The sequence below is a fragment of the Microbacterium lacticum genome (assembly GCF_006716815.1).
GTDB classification, from domain to species: Bacteria; Actinomycetota; Actinomycetes; order Actinomycetales; family Microbacteriaceae; genus Microbacterium; species Microbacterium lacticum.
This window is the reverse complement of sequence record NZ_VFPS01000001.1, coordinates 15,568-34,591: the sequence shown is the minus strand read 5'-3', so window position 1 is coordinate 34,591 and position 19,024 is coordinate 15,568. Positions and strand designations below refer to the sequence as shown.

The window sequence follows — 19,024 nt, the reverse complement described above, 5'->3', positions numbered from 1 at the left end:
GATCCTTTTCGTGATGAGCCTTGCAGTCTAGCCGTTCGCACCCTCCCACGGCGTGCCACGGCTCCGGTACGCTCGCATCTCATGGCGAGTGATCACTACTTCAGTGCATCCCCGTCCAGCGCCGAGCACCTCCGCCGCATCTCGGTGACCCTCGCGGGCCACAGCGGCGAGGTCACGACCGCGGGCGGGGTGTTCAGCCCCGACCACGTCGACGGCGGCACGGCGGTGCTGCTGTCGAACACGCCTCCCCCGCCCCCGGGCGGTCACCTGCTCGACCTCGGCTCCGGGTGGGGCCCGATCGCGCTCAGCCTGGCGACGCAGTCGCCGCACGCGACGGTGTGGGCCGTCGACGTCAATGAGCGCGCCCTCGACCTCGTGCGTCGGAACGCGGAAGCGTGGGGCCTCGACAACGTCAACGCCGTGCTGCCCGACGATGTTCCCGACGACGTCAGCTTCCGCACGATCCGCTCGAATCCGCCGATCCGGGTCGGCAAGAACGAGCTGCACGGCCTGCTGCGGCGCTGGCTGCCGCGGCTTGAGGAGCGCAGCGACGCCTGGCTCGTCGTGCAGCGCAACCTCGGATCCGACTCGCTGCAGCGGTGGATCGCGGCGACGTTCGACGATGGCTACTCGGTCGCCCGCTCCGCGACCGCACGCGGCTTCCGCGTGCTCAAGGTGCGCCGCCACGGGGCGGTGCGCACCGCGCCTGTCGACATCGTGGAGGTGTGACGACATGGACCAGAGCGCTCAGCGTCGGGTGCCGATCGAGCCGCAGCGGGTCGACGCCCCGCTCACCTCGTCGGCGGTGCTCCTCACCCTCGCCCTGACCGACGTCTCGGCCGGCTCGGACTCGGTTGCGACGGTGCGCGGGGTGCTGGCCGACCTCGAAGACATCACCAAGAACGTCGCCTTCCGCGACCTGGATGCCGCGCTCGCCTGCACCATCGGCATCGGCAGCGCCGTGTGGGATGTCGTCACCGGCGCACCCCGCCCGGCGGAGCTGCACCCGTTCCGCGAGGTCGTCGGCGCGGTGCACACGGCGCCCTCGACGCCCGGCGACCTGCTCGTGCACATCCGCGCGAACCGGCGCGACCTGTGCTTCGAACTGGAACGCCAGCTGCTCGACCGGCTGCACGGCGCGGTCACCGTCGTCGACGAGACGATCGGGTTCCGCTACTTCGATGCGCGCGACCTGCTGGGCTTCGTCGACGGCACCGCCAACCCGGTCGGCGATGCGCTTCCGGCCGCGACGCTCGTGGATGCCTCGGATGAGGCCGACCCGAACGCGCACGGCGGCAGCTACCTCGTCGTGCAGAAGTACGTGCACAGCCTGGCCGCGTGGAACCGGCTCTCCACCGAGCAGCAGGAGGCGGTGATCGGCCGCACGAAGCTCGACAACATCGAGCTGGCCGACGCCGGGGCATCCGAGCAGAAGTCGCACAAGACCCTCTCGACGATCACCGACGACGCGGGCGTCGAGCACGACATCCTGCGCGACAACATGCCCTTCGGCTCTCCCGGGCACGGCGAGTTCGGCACGTACTTCATCGGCTACACGGCGCGGCTGTGGGTGATCGAACGGATGCTGGAGCGTATGTTCATCGGCGACCCGCCCGGCAAGCACGACCGGCTGCTCGACGCGTCGACCGCCCTCACCGGCGGTGTCTTCTTCGTGCCGCCGGCGAGTCTGCTCGCCGGGCTCGGCGACTGACGGCTGCCGGGGCGGGCCCGGACGCTGACCGCTCAGGCCAGCGCGACCTCGCCGGAGTAGACGAGCGCGGCCGGTCCCGACAGCAGCACGTGGTCGCCGTCGCGCTCGGCGACGACGCGGACACCGAGGGTGCCGCCGGGCACCTCGACCGACCACTCGTCCGGGGCGCCGGCTCCCGCCCAATGGCGCACGGCGAGCGCCGAAGCGGCGACCCCCGTGCCGCACGAGAGCGTCTCGCCGACACCGCGCTCGAACACCCGCATGCGGATCGCACCGACACCGGCGCGGACGAGTCCGGGACCCTGCGCGTGCCGCGCGGCGGCGGGCACGACGAACTCGATGTTCGTCCCGTGCGGTGGGGCGGGGGTGACGACCGGCTGCACGGTGAGGTCGAGGGCGTCGAGCTCGGCGGGGTCGCCGAGGGCGATCACGATATGCGGGTTGCCGACGTCGATCCCGACGCCGGGGCGCGGCACATCGAGCCCGCGGGCGTGCACGACGATCTCCGAGTCGTCGACCGCGAACAAGCCGAGATCGACTTCGAAGCCCAGGTCGTTGCGCGTGACGCGCTTGGTGCCGGCGCGGGTGCCGATGAGCAGCGGCGCATCGTCGAGGGTCGCGAGTCTCGCCTCGAGCAGATACTTCGCGAACACGCGGATGCCGTTGCCGCACATCTCCGCCGCCGAGCCGTCGGCGTTGCGGTAGTCCATGAACCATTCCGCGTCGGGCGTCGCGGCGCCCTCGACGAGCGCCGCCGAGCGGACGACGCGGAGCGTGCCATCGGCGCCGATGCCGAACCGACGGTCGCAGAGCGCGGCGACCTGCGCGTCGCTCAGGGCGAGCGCACCGTCGGGGTCGGGGATGATGACGAAGTCGTTGCCGGTGCCCTGGCCCTTGGTGAACGCGACGGTCTGCGGCATGCGGTTCAGTCTAGGGCGCGCAGCAGAGACGGAGCTCAGTCGGCGATCAGGCGCTTTCCGGTCGTCCAGGTGTCGAACGGCTCATAGCCGAGCTCGCCGTAGAACGCGTGCACGCCGCCGTTCTCGGGGCGCACCATGAGCTGCACCTTCGGGCAGCCGAGCTCGAGCAGTCGCTCTTCGGCCGCCTCGACGAGGCGGCGACCGATCCCCTCGCCGCGGCGCGCCGGGGCGCTCGCGAGGTAGTACAGCCAGCCGCGGTGCCCGTCGTACCCGGCCATCACCGTGCCGACGAGCTCGCCGGGAGCCTGAGCACCGATGCCATCGCCGACGCCGGCGGCCTCGCCATCGCCCGTGTCGAGTTCCTCGCCGCGGTCCACCGCGACGAGGAAGAGCTCGGGCTGCATGGTGAGCTTGCGGCGAATGTCCTGATAGGGGTTGTTCCACGGCCGCGACAGACCGGTCTCCTGCCAGAGCGAGACCGTCGCCTCGGTGTCGGCCATCTGGAAGGGGCGGATCTCGATGCTCATTCGGGCGAGTCTGCCAGGTCAGCGGCATCCGCGGCGGGATCCGTCCACCGGATGCCGTCGTAGCGGCGGAACCACGACACCTGACGGCGGGCGTAGCGCCGGGTGAGCGCCTGCGTCTGCGCGATGGCCTCGGCCTCGGTCAGCTCACCACGCAGCTGCGCCAGAGCCTGGGCGTAGCCGATGGCCCGGCCTGCGGTCGGCGAGCCTTCGAGCCCGACCTGTTGCAGCCGGGCGACCTCCTCGAGCATGCCGCCGCGCCACATGCCCTCGACGCGCCGGTCGAGCCGCTCGACGAGCGCGGCCCGCTCGAGCGCGACGCCGATGATCGTCGTGGGCACATGCCAGAGCGGGGGGCTCTCGGGCAGGGCCGCGCCGTGCGTCGCGGCGCCCTGAGCGAGCACCTCCAGGGCGCGCACGATGCGGCGGCCGTTGCGTGGATCGACGCGGGCGGCGGTGGCGGCGTCTGCGTTCTGCAGGCGCGCGTACAGCGCCGCTGCGCCGTGCTGCTCGAGGTCGGCCTCGAGCTGCGCGCGCACCGCATCGTCGTGCGGCGGGAAGCGGAAGTCGAAGATCACGCTCGAGACGTACAGTCCCGACCCGCCCACGAGGATCGCGTCGGCACCGCGGGCGAAGACGCCCTCGATCGCCTGCCGGGCGGCCGGCTGATACCAGGCGACCGCGGCCTCGTCGGTCACGTCGAGCGCGTCGAAGAGATGGTGCGGGATGCCTCGGCGCTCCGCCTCGGGAAGCTTGGCCGTCCCGACATCCATGCCGCGGTACAGCTGCATCGCATCGGCGTTGACGATCTCGGCCGGGCGTCCGCGCGCCGCGAGGGTCTGCGCGAGCCGCAGCGACAGGTCGGTCTTGCCGGTGCCGGTCGCGCCGACCACCGCCCACAGACGCGCGCCGTCGGCGCGCTCGGGCGTGCCCTGATCGCTCACCGCGCCGGGCTTCGCCGGCGGCGCGCGACGGGCGTCGTCACGGCCCGACGCGCAGCGTGGGGATGCCGAGGCCGACGGCGCGGCGCCCGTCCGCGGTCACCGACGCGCCGGTCGAGGCCGGAGCGGGCACGCCGCACGACTCCGCCTGCGTGCGGTCCCACGCGTCACCGGCGCCGGTGCGCCGGATCTGCAGCGGGGCGCCGTCGGGGCTGTCGGCGAGCAGGTAGAACGGGGCGGCCTGCGTGATCGTCACCGTCACGACGTCGCCGGGGCGCGGCTTCTCGCTGCCCACGGGCAGTTCGACGTGCACGAGGCGGCCGTCCTCGGCGCGGCCGGTGAGACGGTGCGTCGTGGCATCCTTCTTGCCCTCCCCCGCCGAGATCAGCACCTGCACCTCGCGGCCGACCTGCTTCTGGTTCTCCTCCAGGCTGATGCGGTCCTGCAGGGCGACGAGCCGCTCGTACCGCTCCTGCACGACGGCCTTGGGAACCTGGTTCTCCATGGTCGCCGCGGGGGTGCCCTCGCGGATCGAGTACTGGAAGGTGAAAGCGCTCGCGAAGCGGGCCTGCTCGACGACGCGCAGCGTGTCTTCGAAGTCTTCGTCGGTCTCGCCGGGGAATCCGACGATGATGTCGGTCGTGATCGCCGCGTGCGGCATGCGGGCGCGCACACGATCGAGGATGCCGAGGAACCGTTCGCTGCGGTACGAGCGGCGCATCGCCTTGAGGACGCGGTCGGAGCCCGACTGCAGAGGCATGTGCAGCTGCGGCATGACGGCGGGGGTCTCCGCCATCGCGTCGATGACGTCGTCGGTGAAGGCGGCGGGGTGCGGGCTCGTGAAGCGGATGCGCTCGAGCCCGGGGATCTCGCCCGCGGCGCGCAGCAGCTTGCCGAAGGCCTGCCGGTCGCCGAACTCGACGCCGTAGCTGTTGACGTTCTGGCCGAGCAGGGTGACTTCGATCGCGCCGTCGTCGGCGAGCAGGCGGATCTCGTTCAGGATGTCGCCCGGGCGGCGGTCCTTCTCCTTGCCGCGCAGGTGCGGCACGATGCAGAACGTGCAGGTGTTGTTGCAGCCGACCGAGATCGACACCCAGCCGCTGTAGACGGAGTCGCGCTTGGTCGGGAGGGTCGACGGGAACACCTCGAGCGCCTCGAGGATCTCGAGCTCGGCATCGCCGTTGTGACGCGCGCGCTCGAGCAGGCTCGGCAACGACCCCATGTTGTGGGTGCCGAACACGACGTCGACCCAGGGGGCCTTCGTCTGCACGGCATCCTTGTCCATCTGCGCCATGCAGCCGCCGACGGCGATCTGCATGCCCTCGTGCTTGTCCTTGCGGCTCTTGAGGTGCCCGAGCGTGCCGTAGAGCTTGCCCGCCGCGTTGTCGCGCACGGCGCACGTGTTGATCACGATGACGTCGGCTTCGGAGCCCGCCTCGGCACGCACGTAACCGGCGCTCTCGAGCGATCCGGAGAGGCGCTCGGAGTCGTGCACGTTCATCTGGCAGCCGAAGGTGCGCACTTCGTAGGTGCGCGCGCGGCCGTCGGCGGCGACGGAGGCCGGCGACGGCGCGATCAGTGTGGGGGCGGCGGACGGAGAAGTCATGATCGCACCATTGTACGAGCCGGTCGCGCGCCGAAGCTGGCCGCGTGCCGGTGCTCCGACCGTGTGCCGGGCGCTCAGCGCAGGAGCGCGCGGATGCGTCCGGCCGACAGCGCGGTGAAGCCGACGGCGACCGCGGCGAGCACCGCGACGGCGAGCCAGACCGGCACCATCGCCGAGCCGACGTACAGATCGATCCCGTAGAAGGTGCGGAGGCTCTCGGCGGCGGTGGCGTTGCCGCCGGTGACGGCGTCGAGGGTGTCGTGCGTGAACGGGCGGCGGAGGAGCATCGCGCCCTGCGCGAACGGGAGCGCGTTGATGGTGGATGCCACGGGCCCGGGCAGCGACCCCACCGGGATGTAGGCGCCGGCGATGAAGCCGAGGATGGTGCCGAGCACCGTCGCGAACGCGGAGTAGGCGCCCGCCGTGCGCAGGAACGAGGCGCCGAAGGCCGCGAGCGCGGTGAAGGCCGCGCAGCAGAGGATCATCACCCCGACGCTCGCGGCGATCGCCTCGGGACCGAGCCAGACCTCCCGCACCGTGCCGAGGTAGACGACGGTGAGCACCAGGATGACCGACGACATGATGATCGACACGACGATCGCCGAGACGAGGTAGCCGAGCACGAGGTGAGTGCGCCGGATGGGCGCGACGAGGAAGTCGGCGAAGCGGCCGGAGGCCCGGTCGTCGACGAGCGTCGACAGGGCGCCGATCCCCGAGGTGACGGTCGTCAGCAGGACGATGCCGGAGAGCATCCAGCTGTCGACGAACGCCGTGATCTGCGCCTCCGTGGCATCCGGCAGCGTCGTCGCCAGCCCGTCGACCTGCAGCCGGGCGAGGAACAGCGTGTACAGGAAGAACAGGATGAGCCCGCTCAGCAGCGAGAAGAAGACGTTCATCCGGTCGCGGAAGAAGAGGCGCAGGTTGCGCGACAGGATCGCGAGGACGATGCTCATCCGTCGCCCTCGGCCTTCACGTCGGCGTCGGCCTCGGCGTCGGTCTCGGTCGCATCGCCCGTGGCGGTGCGGACTCGGGTGAGCGCGAGGAACACGTCGTCCATGCGTCCGTGGCGGAACTCGAAATCGCGCACGCGGTCGCCGTGCGCGGCGAGGATACGGCGCGCGTCGTCGGCGCCCGCGACCGCGACCGCGACGATGTCGCCGTCGATCTCGACGCTCGCCGCGGCCGGGCCCGCGTCGGCCAGGAGCCCCGCAGGATCGGAGGTCGTGATGCTGAGGATGCTGCGGCTGTAGCGGGCGCGCAGCTGCGTCGGCGTGCCGGACGCCGCCAGCCGGCCCGCGTCGATGATGCAGACCTGGTCGGCTTCTTCGGTCTCCTCCATGTAGTGCGTCGTGAGGAACACGGTCAGGCCGTGGTCGCGTCTGAGACGCGCGATCGCGGACCACACCGCAACACGGCTGGCCGGGTCGAGACCGGCGGTGGGCTCGTCGAGGAAAAGAGTCGCCGGCTCGTGCAGCAGAGCGCGGGCGATGTCCGCCCTCCGGCGCTGACCGCCGGAGAGCCGCCCGTACGGGCGGTCGAGCACCTCGTCGAGCTCGATCAGGGCGGACAGTTCGGCGAGGCGGCTCGCGAACCGGCCGCGCGGGACGCGGGAGAGCGTGGCCCGCAGCCGCAGGTTCTCGCGGACGGTGAGCCCGTCGTCGAGGAGCGAGCGCTGGAAGACCACGCCGATCGCCGCGCGGACGGCCTCGGCCTGGGTGCGGACGTCGTGGCCCGCGACCCGCATCGAGCCGGCGTCGGCGCGGAGGAGCGTCGTCAGGCAGCCGATCGTCGTGGACTTGCCCGCGCCGTTGGCGCCGAGGAAGGCGAACAGCTGTCCGTCGAGGACCGAGAAGCTCACGTCGTCGACCGCGCGCACGGAGCGGTATGACTTGACCAGTCCGTCGACCTCGATCGACACCGCCACCCCCTCTCCGCCACAGCGCCCCGCAAGAGCGTCCCATCAGGGCACCCCGTCAGGGCGTCACGTGCACGCTGACCTGCACGTGTGGTGAGTCTGACAGACGCGGGGTGGATCCGCGCCTGGCGTCGTTCGCTCAGCCGTCGAAGCGCACTCCGCGCGGCTGAGGACGGGATGCCTCGTCGAGCGCCTGACGGGCCGCCGCCAGCGCTCCGCCGCCGTACCCGCGCCGGGCGAGCTGACCGCTGAGCCGTCGGAGCGCCACCTCGCGGTCGAGGTCGCGCATCGACCTGGCCTTCTGCCGCGCGAAGTCGAGCGCTCGCTCGAACTCGTCGTCGGGCAGCTCCGCGAGCACCGCGTCGACGACCTCGCGCGGGATGCCGCGCTGCGAGAGCGTCTGCGAGACGGCGCGGCGCCCCTGACCCTTGCGGTCGACGGCCGTGTGCACGAGCTGCTCGGCGAGCTTCGCGTCGTCGAGGTAGCCGAGCCCGACGAACCGCTCGACGATCTCGTCGGAGGACGCCTCGTCGACCTCCCGTTCGCGGAGCACACCGCGCGCTTCGCGCACCGACAGCGAGCGGGTGCGCAGTTTGCGCAGGAGCGCCGCCTCGCCCGCCGCGGCACTCTCGTCGGCGCTGTCGCCCTCCGGCTCGTCATCCTGACCGCCGAGGTCGGCGACCTGCGCGGTCCACGTCGGATGCCAGGCGGCGGCCCGCTCATCGCCGTCGGGCGCCAGCGCCGCATCCACACCGCCCGCGTTCACGACATCCGCGTCCCCACGGTGCGCCGGCCCCGCCCCGCGCCCGGCGACTCCCCGCTCGGCGGGTGCGGCCGGAGCCGCCCCGCCGAACAGGGGGATCACGGGGGCGAGACGGTCGTCGCCGTCGCTCATCACGCCGGGCGTCGCTCGGCGAGGTCGGCGACGGGCGCGGCCTCTTCGACGACCTTCGGCTGGCCGATGCCGAGCTTCTGCTTGATCTTCGTCTCGATGTCGGCGGCGATGTCGGCGTTCTTGATGAGGAAGTTGCGGGCGTTCTCCTTGCCCTGGCCGAGCTGTTCGCCGTCGTACGTGTACCAGGCGCCCGACTTCTTCACGAGGCCGTGCTCCACGCCAAAGTCGATCAGCGATCCTTCGCGCGAGATGCCCACGCCGTAGAGGATGTCGAACTCGGCCTGCTTGAACGGCGGGGCCATCTTGTTCTTCACGACCTTGACGCGCGTGCGGTTGCCGACTGCCTCGGTGCCGTCCTTCAGCGTCTCGATGCGACGGATGTCGAGGCGCACCGACGCGTAGAACTTCAGCGCCTTGCCACCGGCGGTGGTCTCGGGCGAGCCGAAGAACACGCCGATCTTCTCGCGCAGCTGGTTGATGAAGATCATCGTGGTGCCGGTCTGGTTGAGGCCACCGGTGAGCTTGCGCAGCGCCTGCGACATGAGGCGCGCCTGGAGACCCACGTGCGAGTCGCCCATCTCGCCCTCGATCTCGGCCTTCGGCACGAGGGCGGCGACCGAGTCGATCACGACGAGGTCGATCGCGCCCGAGCGCACCAGCATGTCGGCGATCTCGAGCGCCTGCTCACCGGTGTCGGGCTGCGACACCAGCAGCTGGTCGATGTCGACGCCGAGCTTCTGGGCGTAGTCGGGGTCGAGCGCGTGCTCGGCGTCGACGAACGCCGCGATGCCGCCGGCGCGCTGCACGTTGGCGATCGCGTGCAGGGTGAGGGTCGTCTTACCCGACGACTCCGGTCCATAGATCTCGACGATGCGGCCGCGCGGCAGGCCACCCACCCCGAGGGCGACGTCGAGGGCGATGGACCCGGTGGGGATCACGGCGACGGGTGCGCGCTCGTCGCTGCCGAGGCGCATCACCGAGCCCTTTCCGAACTGCCGGTCGATCTGGGCGAGGGCCGATTCGAGGGCCTTCTCGCGGTCTGCGGGTGAGGGCATGACGTGCTCCTTCGTGCTCTGCGCGGCTACGCCGCGTCGGGGTGTCCGTCGCCTGTAGGCTGCCGCCCTTGCTCCCGACGGGAGTTCGGTGCGACAAGGCGGAGGTGTCGTGATGACGCTGTCCACGTTACGAACACCCTCCGACATCGACGGATGATCGAGCGAGGGATGCGGCGAAACGGTGGACAACTTCTCCACGATGCCTCTTGTGGAGGAGCCTATGCCTGCCTCGAACAAAAGTACGACGACACGCTGGAACGACACGCCGTCGCGTCGAGGCCCGCTACGGCCGGCGCGGGTCGAGCAGTCCCACGCCGTGGCGGCGCGACTCGGGCACGTCGGTCTCGACGCAGAGCGCGAGCCAGACGTCGCGCATCGGCACGCCGTCATCGATCGCCTGCGCGGCCGTGCGATAGCCGACGCCGGAGAGCGACAGGTCGGTCACCACGAACGCGGCGCGCGGTCCGAACTCGTCGTCGACGGCGCGCTGGAACTCGCTGCGCCGCACGTCAGCGCAGCGACAGCTGCGACTGGATGTCGCGGTCGAGCGCGGCGAGGTCGTCGGGCACGACGTCGGGGAAGACCTGCAGGCCCTCGAGCACCGAGATGCGGTCGCCCACTTCGCGCATGATCGTCGAGATGGGCACATCGAGCGCGTCGGCGACCGAGGCGAGGATCTCGCTGGATGCCTCTTTCTGACCGCGTTCAACCTCGCTCAGGTAGCCGAGGGCGACGCTGGCGCGCCCCGCCACCTGGCGGAGGGTGCGCCCCTTCTGCAGGCGGAAGTCGCGCAGGACTTCGCCGATTTCCTGACGAACCAGGATCATGTCGGGCCCCCTCCTCTGACAGTGACTCCGCGTCCCGGTCGGGATGCAGTACAGCTCTTGCACGTCACCCTAAACCCCGAGTGCTGGGGAATGGGTGGGAATCACCATTCGTAACAGGGATGTCACACCGCGTATTCCCCGCGGCCATCCCCGCCGTCGTGGCCGGAAGTGCGTCGCGCCCCTCCACGAGACGGAGTCGTCAGAGCGCCTCGAGCGCGATCCGCACCGCGAGCGCCGCGGCCTCGGCGCGGATGGCGGCGCGGTCGCCGGAGAGCTGCACCGACTCGACCCGCGAGCCGAGCGGCGTGGAGACGGCGACGTGCACGGTGCCGACTGGCTGACCGTCGGGCGAGACGGGCCCGGCGATCCCGGTCGTCGCGATGCCGACATCCGCGGGCAGCCCGTCGTGTCCGAGGGCGCGGCGCACGCCGTCGGCCATCTGACGCGCGACGCGCGGGTGCACGGGGCCGTGCGCGCTCAGCAGGGTCTCGTCGACGCCGAGGAGCGCGGCCTTCACGTCGGTCGCGTAGGCGACCACTCCCCCGCGGAGCACGGCGGACGACCCCGGAACCGAGACGATCGACGAGACGACGAGGCCGCCGGTGAGCGATTCGGCGACCGCGACGGTCCAGCCGAGCTCCCCCAGCCGCGCGACGAGCCGTTCGGGCTCACTCTGCCGCCCCACGGACACCTGCGTGTTCTCGAGGTCGTCGGGCAGCTCGGGAAGCCCCGGCAGCGAGCTCACCGGGCTCACCGCGCCGCCTGCCGGCCGCGGCGCGCGCCGCGGACCTCCGTGACGACGTAGTCGATGCCGCTCGCGACGGTGAGGATCACGGCGATCCACATGGCGATCGTGTTGACGACGTGGATCCAGTCGCCCACGATCGTCCACAGCGGCAACAGGGCGAGCGACAGGGCGACGGCCTGCGCGACGGTCTTGAGCTTGCCCATCCACGCGGCGGCGACGACGTGATCGCTCGCCACCACCAGCCGGTGTACGGTGATGCCGACCTCGCGCACGAGCACGACGATCGTCACCCACCAGGGCAGCTCGCCGAGGATCGAGAGCCCGACGAACGCACAGCCGGTCAGCGCCTTGTCGGCGATCGGGTCGAGGAGCTTTCCGAGATCGGTGACGATCTCGTACTTGCGGGCGAGGTAGCCGTCGATGCCGTCGGTCGCGATCGCGACGATGAACAGGATCGCCGCCCACCAGCGCAGCGGTCCGTCCTGACCGCCGTCGGCGAGCAGCATCCACAGGAAGACCGGCGCGCACAGGATGCGCACGATCGTGATCGCGTTCGGGAGCTGCCGGGGGATCGCCACGAGCCGAGCCTACTGGTCGCGCCCGGTGAGCCCCCAGGCATCCTCGGATGACTCGTCGGACTCGACGACCTCGTATCCGTCGAACTGCGCGTCCACCGCGTCCGCGCCGTACGGGTCTCCACCGCCGGACGCGGCGGACGCCGCCGGCGCGGGCGGGTCGTCGCCGCGGAGGCGGGCGAGCACCTTGGGCAGCTGGTCGGGCGTGACGAGCACGTCGCGGGCCTTCGAGCCCTCGGAGGGACCGACGATCTCGCGCGACTCGAGCAGATCCATCAGGCGCCCGGCCTTCGCGAACCCGACCCGGAGCTTCCGCTGCAGCATCGACGTCGAGCCGAACTGCGTCGAGATGATCTGCTCGGCCGCCGCCAGCAGCAGCTCGAGGTCGTCACCGATGTCGGCGTCGATCTCCTTCTTCTCGGCGACCGCCTCGACGTCCTTGCGGTACTCCGGGCGCGCCTGGTTCTTGACGTGGTGGACGACCTTCTCGATCTCGCTCTCGGCCACCCACGCGCCCTGCACGCGGAGCGCCTTCGAGGCCCCCATCGGCAGGAAGAGTCCGTCTCCCTGACCGATCAGGCGGTCGGCGCCGGGCTGGTCGAGGATGACGCGCGAGTCGGTGACGCTCGTCACCGCGAACGCGAGCCGGGAGGGGACGTTCGCCTTGATGAGACCGGTGACGACGTCGACCGACGGGCGCTGCGTGGCGAGCACGAGATGGATGCCACTGGCGCGCGCGAGCTGCGTGATGCGCACGATCGAGTCCTCGACGTCGCGCGGGGCGACCATCATCAGGTCGGCGAGCTCGTCGACGACGACGAGCAGATACGGATAGGGCTTGAGCACCCGCTCGCTGCCGACGGGCAGGTTGATCTCCCCCGCGACGACGGCGCGGTTGAAGTCATCGATGTGCCGGAACCCGAACGACGCGAGGTCGTCGTAGCGCATGTCCATCTCTTTCACGACCCACTGCAGCGCCTCGGCCGCCTTCTTCGGGTTCGTGATGATGGGGGTGATCAGGTGCGGCACCCCGGCGTACGATGTCAGCTCGACGCGCTTCGGGTCGATGAGCACCATCCGCACCTCGGACGGCTTCGCGCGCATCAGGAGGCTCGTGATCATCGAGTTCACGAAGCTCGACTTGCCCGATCCGGTCGAGCCGGCCACGAGCAGGTGGGGCATCTTGGCGAGGTTCGCCACGACGTAGCCGCCGCCGACGTCCTTACCCACCCCGATCGTCATCGGGTGGGTCTGGCTCGTCGAGGCCGGCGAGCGCAGCACGTCGCCGAGCGTGACGATCTCGCGGTCGGTGTTCGGGATCTCGACGCCGATCGCGCTCTTGCCGGGGATGGGCGCGAGGATCCGCACCTCGTTGGATGCCACGGCGTAGGCGATGTTGTTGGTCAGCGCCGTGATGCGCTCGACCTTGACGCCGGGGCCGAGCGAGATCTCGTACTGCGTCACTGTCGGTCCGCGGGAGAAGCCCGTCACGCGGGCATCGACGCCGAACTGCTCGAACACGCCTCGGATGGCCGCCACCACCCGATCATTCGCCTCGGACCGCGCCTTCGGCGGGTCGCCCTGCGCGAGCGCGGCGACCGAGGGAAGCCGGTACGGCGCCTGCGGCGGCTGGCCGTCGTGGTCGTCGCCCAGGGCGGAGATGCCCGGGAGGATGCCGTCGTCGAGGATGATCTCGCCGCTGTCTTCGCGGATGCCGGTGTCGGCACGGCGGGCGGCCTTCTTCGCGTGGGCGATCACGGCCGGATCGATGATCTCCGTCGGCGCGTCCGGCAGCGGCACCGGCGGCACGGGCCCCGGCATCGCGACGGCCTGCTCGAAGCCGCCGTCGCCGGTGGTGTCCAGCAGCGCGGTCAGATCATCGGAGCCGAGGTGACCGTCGACGTCCTCCTCTCGGCCCGACTTGTTGCGGCGCCACCACGGCAGCTCCTTGTCCGGGGCGTCCTCCGCCTCGCCGAAGGCGACCGTGGGCACATCGGTCGTGGCCGCCTCGGGACGCTCGGCGCCGAACATCCAGGAGTACAGATCGCCGAGACGGCGACCGATGCGATTCGGCGGGGTCTTGGTGAGGATGAGAACGCTCAAGAGCGTCAGGGCGCCCAGCAGCACGTAGGCGCCGATCGTGGTCAGCAGCGACAGCGGCTCGCCGATCGTCCACCCGAACAGGCCTCCCGCGGCGCTCAGCGCCGGCATCCCCTGCGAGGGCTGCGGCCGACCGCCCGCGACGTGGCAGAAGCCCGCGATGGACAGGACGAACAGTCCGAAACCGATGCCGATGCGGCCGTTGTCGTGGATGGACGGTGGATGCCGGAACAGCCAACCCGCCAGCACCAGCAGGAGCACGGGCATGATGAACGCGACCCGGCCGACGAACAGCCCCACGGTGTAGGCGCTGATCTGCGTCGCGACGTCGTTGCCGATGAAGAACCACTCGTTGACGGCGCCGAGCGCGGCCAGCACGACGAGCAGGAACGGGAAGCCGTCCCGGCGCTGGTCCTTCTCGAGCGTCTCGAGGCCGAAGGCGCGGAACATGCCGCCGACGCCGTGCGCGACGCCGAGCCATGCGCGGACGGCGACCGGCGGGCGGTCGGTGTCGTCGACGTACTTCGTGGGAGCCGGTGCGGGCTTGCGGGCACGGGTCGATGAGCCCTTCGCGGACGCGCGGGCGTTCGTGGGCGTGCTCGTGGATCGTGCCATTACTCCACGGTAGGCGCAGGGACGCCCGGATCCGCGGATTGACGTGGCCCGAGCCGGGCCTGCCCCGGCATCCGATCAGGAGTGCCCGCCCCGCCCGGCGCAGGCAACCGCCCGGCGCAGGCAACCGCGCGGCGCAGGCAACCCGCCCAGAACAGGCAACTCGCCCAGCGCGGGCAACCCGCCCAGAACAGGCAGGATGCCGCAGCAACCGCCTCCGCTCGGCAGACCGCCTCCCCTCGGGCGCGGATCACCGCACGCGATGGCCGCAGGCACCCAGCCCGGAACAGGCAACCCGCCCAGAGCAGGCAGGATGCCGCAGCAACCGCCTCCGCTCGGCAGACCGCCTCGCCTCGGGCGCGATCCGACGACAATCACCGCACGCGATGGCCGCGGGCGAATCAGCGCAGGCGCTTGACCATGGTGTCGCGGCCGTGACCGGCCTGCGTCACCGCGAAGCCCTCGCTGCGATAGAGGGTCTGCGCGAAGTTACCGCGCTCCACCGACAGGCTGATGCGCCCGTGCCCCTGGGCCCGGGCGTGCTCGCACAGCCGCTGCAGCAGAGCACGCCCCACGCCGTGCGCGCGCCAGATCGGCCGCACGCCGATGATGAGTTCGGGAACACCGGTTCCGACGTAGGCAAAGCCCGGGTCGGTGCGCGGCAGCATCCGATACCACGCCGCGCCGACGGGACTGTCCTGCGCATCGACCGCGACGAAGCCGGCATCACCCGGGCGCATCCACCCCGAGATGTAGCGGTTGTGGTCGGGGTGCGTCAGCACCTCGTGCCGCGGGCGGGCGCCGCCCTGCCGCCAGTTCGCGGCCTCGACGACCATGTCGCCGAGGAACGTGCCGTCGGCCTGCGTCGCGGGGCGCACACGGAAGCTGACGGGCATGGAGCCGATGCTAGCGCTCCGCCGCCGCGGCTCAGGCCTCGATGACGAGCGGGACGATCATGGGGCGGCGGCGCAGCCGCTGTCGCGGTCGATACGGATGGTGGGCCCGTACCCGGTGACGGCCCCCTGGATCGCGAGCGAAGGGTCCAACTGATAGGTCGAGACGCTGTCGGCGCCCTCCCAATACGTGTCCGCCGACACTTCCCAGAGCCGTGAGGACCGCAGCACGCTCAAGGGATCGACGGTGAGGTGATACGGCTCCGTCTGCGACTGAGGAGTCTCGAGGATGGCGTCTGTGTCGATCGACGCGAAGTAGCCGGTGTCTGCGAGCAGAAACCGGGCACCCGACGGCGCCTGGAGCGCGAGGTACGCTTCTCGATCGCTCGCGGCGCTCGGATCGAACTCACGGCCGCTCGTGTCGCCTTGTTCGCGCGCGGAGCGCAGGAGCTCCGCGGGCAGCTGCGTCGTCGAGCATGCCGGCAAGCCGCCCAACGTTCCGGTGACTTCGCTGACGTGGTTCTCGCCGCTGCGCGTGAGAAGCCAGACGCCCACCGGCGGCGCACTGATCCCGCCTCGATTGGCGACAACCAGTCCATCCGCGTCGAAGGTGAGGACCACCGACCCGATCGACTGGATATCGGTCATCCGCGTCTGCGCGTCGAGAGCGTCGGCGGCCGCTCGCGCCTGATCCTGCGTCGCTCCGGTTTGGACGATCACCGCGATCAGCGCGACGATGCTGACCGCAACAGCGGCTATGCTCACCCAGAAGTCGCGTCCTCCGCGGCGGGACGGCGGTGTCAGCCGCGCAGGGGAGTTCCGCACCTCGTCGAGGGCCTCATCGAACCGTCTGCGCGTGACCGGGAGGACGTCCCCGAGAGAGCGCCGGCACCGCGGCGCCTTCCGCGAGGACACGCGCTCAGGCCTCGATGACGAGCGGCACGATCATCGGGCGGCGGCGCAGCCGCTGGTTGACCCATCGTCCGATCGTGCGGCGGACGACCTGCGACAGCGCGTGCGTGTCGCGGACGCCCGACTGCGCGGCCTCGGTGAGCGCCGCGGCGATCTTCGGCTTGACGTCGTCGAAGACGCTGTCGTCCTCGGCGAAGCCGCGGGCGTGCACCTCGGGCCCCGTGATGATGCGACCGGTCGCCGCGTCGACGACGACGATGACGGAGATGAAGCCCTCCTCGCCGAGGATGCGGCGGTCCTTGAGGTCGGCGTCGGTGATCTCGCCGACGGACGAGCCGTCGACGTAGACGAAGCCGAGGGCGAGCTGACCGACGACCTTCGCGACGCCGCCGCGGAGGTCGACGACCGTGCCGTTCTCGGCGATGATCGTGTTCTCCGCCGGGATGCCCGTGTCCTGCGCGAGCTTCGCGTTGGCCATCAGGTGCCGGTACTCGCCGTGCACCGGCATGACGTTACGCGGCTGCAGGATGTTGTAGCAGTAGAGGAGCTCGCCCGCGGCGGCGTGCCCCGAGACGTGCACCTTGGCGTTGCCCTTGTGCACGACGTTCGCCCCGAGCTTGGTGAGCCCGTCGATCACGCGGTAGACGGCGTTCTCGTTTCCGGGGATCAGGCTGGATGCCAGGATCACCGTGTCGCCCTCGCCGACCTCGATCGCGTGGTCTATGTTCGCCATGCGCGAGAGCACGGCCATCGGCTCGCCCTGCGACCCGGTCGACATGTAGACGATCTTGTCGTCGGGCAGGTCCTTGGCCTTCTCGTAGTCGATGAGCACGCCGTCGGGCACGTGCAGGTAGCCGAGATCCTCGGCGATCGTCATGTTGCGGACCATCGAACGGCCGAGGAACGCGACGCGACGGCCGTTCGCCGCGGCCGCGTCGATCACCTGCTGGACGCGGTGCACGTGGCTCGAGAAGCTCGCGACGATCACGCGGCGCGGCGCCTTCGCGATGACCTGGTCGAGCACGGGGCCGATGGCCCGCTCGAGCGGGGTGAAGCCGGGCACGTCGGCGTTGGTCGAGTCGACGAGGAAGAGGTCGACGCCGTCCTCGCCGAGGCTCGCGAAGGCACGGAGATCGGTGAGCCGCCCGTCGAGGGGCAGCTGGTCCATCTTGAAGTCGCCGGTGGCGAGCACCGTCCCGGCATCCGTGTGGATCGCGACGGCGAGCGCGTCGGGGATCGAGTGGTTCACCGCGACGAACTCGAGGTCGAACGGACCGACCTGCTCCTCCTGACCCTCTTCGACAGTCAGGGTGTAGGCCTTGAGGCGGTGCTCCTTGAGCTTCGCCTCGACGAGCGCGAGGGTGAGCTTCGAGCCGATGAGAGGGATGTCGCTCTTGAGCTTCAGCAGGTACGGAACCGCGCCGATGTGGTCTTCGTGGCCGTGCGTGAGCACGACGCCCACCACGTCGTCGAGCCGGTTCTTGATCGGCTCGAAATCGGGCAGGATCAGGTCGACGCCGGGCTGGTGCTCCTCGGGGAAGAGCACGCCGCAGTCGACGATCAGGAGCTTCCCGTCGTACTCGAAGACGGTCATGTTGCGGCCGATCTCACCGAGACCGCCGAGCGGCGTGACGCGGAGAGTGCCGCGTTCGAGGGCGGGCGGGTCGTAGACGTTCGTGGGCATCGGATGCCTCCTTCGGGGCGCCGGGGTCAATCCGGCATCCGCGTTTCTTCGGGGTCGTGCGGTGTCAGCGTGTCGTGCCGTGCACCTTGGGCAGCGCTCCGCCCGCGGCCGCATTGCGGTCGGGACGGAAGTTGGAGAAGTCGGCGCCGTCGACGCCGCTGACGAGCGCCAGCTCGTCTTCGATGAGTGCGGCCTCCCACTCCTCCGGCCCGACGAGGGGCAGGCGGACGCGGGGGCTCGAGATGCGGCCGAGGCCGTGCAGGATGTACTTCGCGCTGACCGTGCCGGGCACGTGCGTCATGACGGCGCGGACGAGCGGTTCGAGGCTCTGATGAGCGGCGGTCGCGGTGGCGAGATCGCCGCGGTTCACGGCATCCACCATCACGCGGTACGGCGCGGCGGTGATGTTCGCCGTCACGCCGATGAGGCCCGTCGCCCCGATCGCCATGTGCGGGAGGGCGTTGGCGTCGTCGCCGGAGAAGTACATCAGGTCGGTCTGGTTCAGCACGCGGCTGACCTCGCTGAAGTCGCCCTTGGCGTCTTTGATCGCGAGGATGTTCGGGTGCTTGGCGAGGCGCAGGATCGTCTCGTAGCGGATCGGCACGCCGGTGCGCCCGGGGATGTCGTAGAGGATGACCGGGAGGTCGGTGGCGTCGGCGACGAGGCGGAAGTGGGTGAGGATGCCGGCCTGGGTGGGCTTGTTGTAATACGGCGTGACGATCATGATGCCGTCGGCGCCGGCCTTCTCGCTCGCCTTGTAGAGCTCGATGGCGTGCGCCGTCTCGTTCGAGCCGCCGCCGGTGATGATCTTGGCGCGGCCGGCGGAGACCGACTTGCCGACCTCGACGAGCTTCAGCTTCTCGGGGTCGGTCAGGGTGGAGGTCTCCCCCGTGGTGCCGGTGACGACGACGCCGTCGGCGCCCGCGCTGATGACGTCGTCGATGTGCTTCTCGACGGCGCGCCAGTCGACCTCGCCGTCGGCCGTCATCGGAGTGACGAGTGCGACGAGAACCTGTCCGAACGGATTGCCCGAGTGCGTCATGGTTCCAGGCTATCGGTTGGCGCGGCAGGTTCTCCTCCGGGCATTCACTCGTGGATGCGTCATC

The 19,024-nt window shown here is 70.8% G+C and carries 19 protein-coding genes; 2 read left to right on the top strand and 17 right to left on the bottom strand.

Annotated features, from left to right (window positions below; genetic code table 11):
- Positions 1-81 precede the first annotated feature (81 nt).
- Positions 82-729 (top strand): class I SAM-dependent methyltransferase, encoded by a 648-nt coding sequence (locus FHX68_RS00185; RefSeq protein ID WP_141379900.1) that lies wholly within the window; start codon positions 82-84, stop codon positions 727-729.
- A gap of 4 nt (positions 730-733) precedes the next feature.
- Positions 734-1,711, top strand: a complete 978-nt coding sequence (locus FHX68_RS00180; protein WP_141379899.1) for a Dyp-type peroxidase — start codon at positions 734-736, stop codon at positions 1,709-1,711.
- A 32-nt stretch (positions 1,712-1,743) separates the two neighbouring features.
- On the opposite strand, the gene dapF is transcribed toward FHX68_RS00180, so the two are convergent.
- The 17 genes from dapF to dapA form a co-directional block, all read right to left on the bottom strand.
- Positions 1,744-2,631, bottom strand: coding sequence for a diaminopimelate epimerase (gene dapF, locus FHX68_RS00175; RefSeq protein WP_141379898.1), 888 nt, complete (start codon positions 2,629-2,631; stop codon positions 1,744-1,746).
- 35 nt (positions 2,632-2,666) lie between these two features.
- A complete protein-coding gene (locus tag FHX68_RS00170; RefSeq protein ID WP_141379897.1) occupies positions 2,667-3,158 on the bottom strand; it encodes a GNAT family N-acetyltransferase in 492 nt (163 codons plus the stop codon).
- Positions 3,155-4,099, bottom strand: coding sequence for a tRNA (adenosine(37)-N6)-dimethylallyltransferase MiaA (miaA, locus tag FHX68_RS00165; protein WP_141379896.1), 945 nt, complete (start codon positions 4,097-4,099; stop codon positions 3,155-3,157). Before miaA ends, FHX68_RS00170 begins: the two co-directional genes overlap by 4 nt.
- 37 nt (positions 4,100-4,136) lie before the next feature.
- The gene (gene miaB / locus FHX68_RS00160) at positions 4,137-5,702 is read right to left on the bottom strand and encodes a tRNA (N6-isopentenyl adenosine(37)-C2)-methylthiotransferase MiaB (protein ID WP_141379895.1); all 1,566 of its coding nucleotides are present in this window, start codon (positions 5,700-5,702) and stop codon (positions 4,137-4,139) included.
- A gap of 74 nt (positions 5,703-5,776) precedes the next feature.
- A complete protein-coding gene (locus FHX68_RS00155; RefSeq protein ID WP_141379894.1) occupies positions 5,777-6,655 on the bottom strand; it encodes an ABC transporter permease in 879 nt (292 codons plus the stop codon).
- Positions 6,652-7,626: an ABC transporter ATP-binding protein gene (locus FHX68_RS00150; RefSeq protein WP_244926818.1), complete on the bottom strand. Its 975-nt coding sequence runs from the start codon at positions 7,624-7,626 to the stop codon at positions 6,652-6,654. The genes FHX68_RS00155 and FHX68_RS00150 overlap by 4 nt, the downstream gene beginning before the upstream one ends.
- Before the next feature lie 130 nt (positions 7,627-7,756).
- Positions 7,757-8,512 carry a regulatory protein RecX gene (locus FHX68_RS00145; protein ID WP_141379892.1) on the bottom strand — a complete coding sequence of 252 codons (756 nt, stop codon included), beginning with the start codon at positions 8,510-8,512 and terminating at the stop codon, positions 7,757-7,759.
- On the bottom strand, positions 8,512-9,567 hold the full coding sequence (gene recA / locus FHX68_RS00140) for a recombinase RecA (RefSeq protein WP_141379891.1): 1,056 nt from the start codon (positions 9,565-9,567) through the stop codon (positions 8,512-8,514). Before recA ends, FHX68_RS00145 begins: the two co-directional genes overlap by 1 nt.
- A 283-nt stretch (positions 9,568-9,850) precedes the next feature.
- Entirely contained in the window at positions 9,851-10,075 is a 225-nt protein-coding gene (locus FHX68_RS00135; protein WP_141379890.1) for a DUF3046 domain-containing protein, read from the bottom strand.
- Position 10,076: 1 nt separating this feature from the next.
- Positions 10,077-10,394 (bottom strand): helix-turn-helix domain-containing protein, encoded by a 318-nt coding sequence (locus tag FHX68_RS00130; protein ID WP_141379889.1) that lies wholly within the window; start codon positions 10,392-10,394, stop codon positions 10,077-10,079.
- A gap of 199 nt (positions 10,395-10,593) precedes the next feature.
- A complete protein-coding gene (locus FHX68_RS00125; RefSeq protein ID WP_229661626.1) occupies positions 10,594-11,148 on the bottom strand; it encodes a CinA family protein in 555 nt (184 codons plus the stop codon).
- A complete protein-coding gene (gene pgsA / locus FHX68_RS00120) occupies positions 11,145-11,720 on the bottom strand; it encodes a CDP-diacylglycerol--glycerol-3-phosphate 3-phosphatidyltransferase (protein WP_141379888.1) in 576 nt (191 codons plus the stop codon). Before pgsA ends, FHX68_RS00125 begins: the two co-directional genes overlap by 4 nt.
- A gap of 9 nt (positions 11,721-11,729) precedes the next feature.
- Entirely contained in the window at positions 11,730-14,432 is a 2,703-nt protein-coding gene (locus tag FHX68_RS00115) for an FtsK/SpoIIIE family DNA translocase (RefSeq protein WP_141379887.1), read from the bottom strand.
- 398 nt (positions 14,433-14,830) lie between these two features.
- Positions 14,831-15,325 (bottom strand): GNAT family N-acetyltransferase, encoded by a 495-nt coding sequence (locus FHX68_RS00110; protein WP_141379886.1) that lies wholly within the window; start codon positions 15,323-15,325, stop codon positions 14,831-14,833.
- A gap of 57 nt (positions 15,326-15,382) precedes the next feature.
- Positions 15,383-16,087, bottom strand: a complete 705-nt coding sequence (locus tag FHX68_RS00105; RefSeq protein WP_141919992.1) for a hypothetical protein — start codon at positions 16,085-16,087, stop codon at positions 15,383-15,385.
- A gap of 154 nt (positions 16,088-16,241) precedes the next feature.
- Entirely contained in the window at positions 16,242-17,918 is a 1,677-nt protein-coding gene (locus tag FHX68_RS00100; protein WP_141379884.1) for a ribonuclease J, read from the bottom strand.
- 64 nt (positions 17,919-17,982) lie between these two features.
- Positions 17,983-18,960 (bottom strand): 4-hydroxy-tetrahydrodipicolinate synthase, encoded by a 978-nt coding sequence (dapA, locus tag FHX68_RS00095; protein WP_141379883.1) that lies wholly within the window; start codon positions 18,958-18,960, stop codon positions 17,983-17,985.
- Between the last annotated feature and the right edge of the window lie 64 nt (positions 18,961-19,024).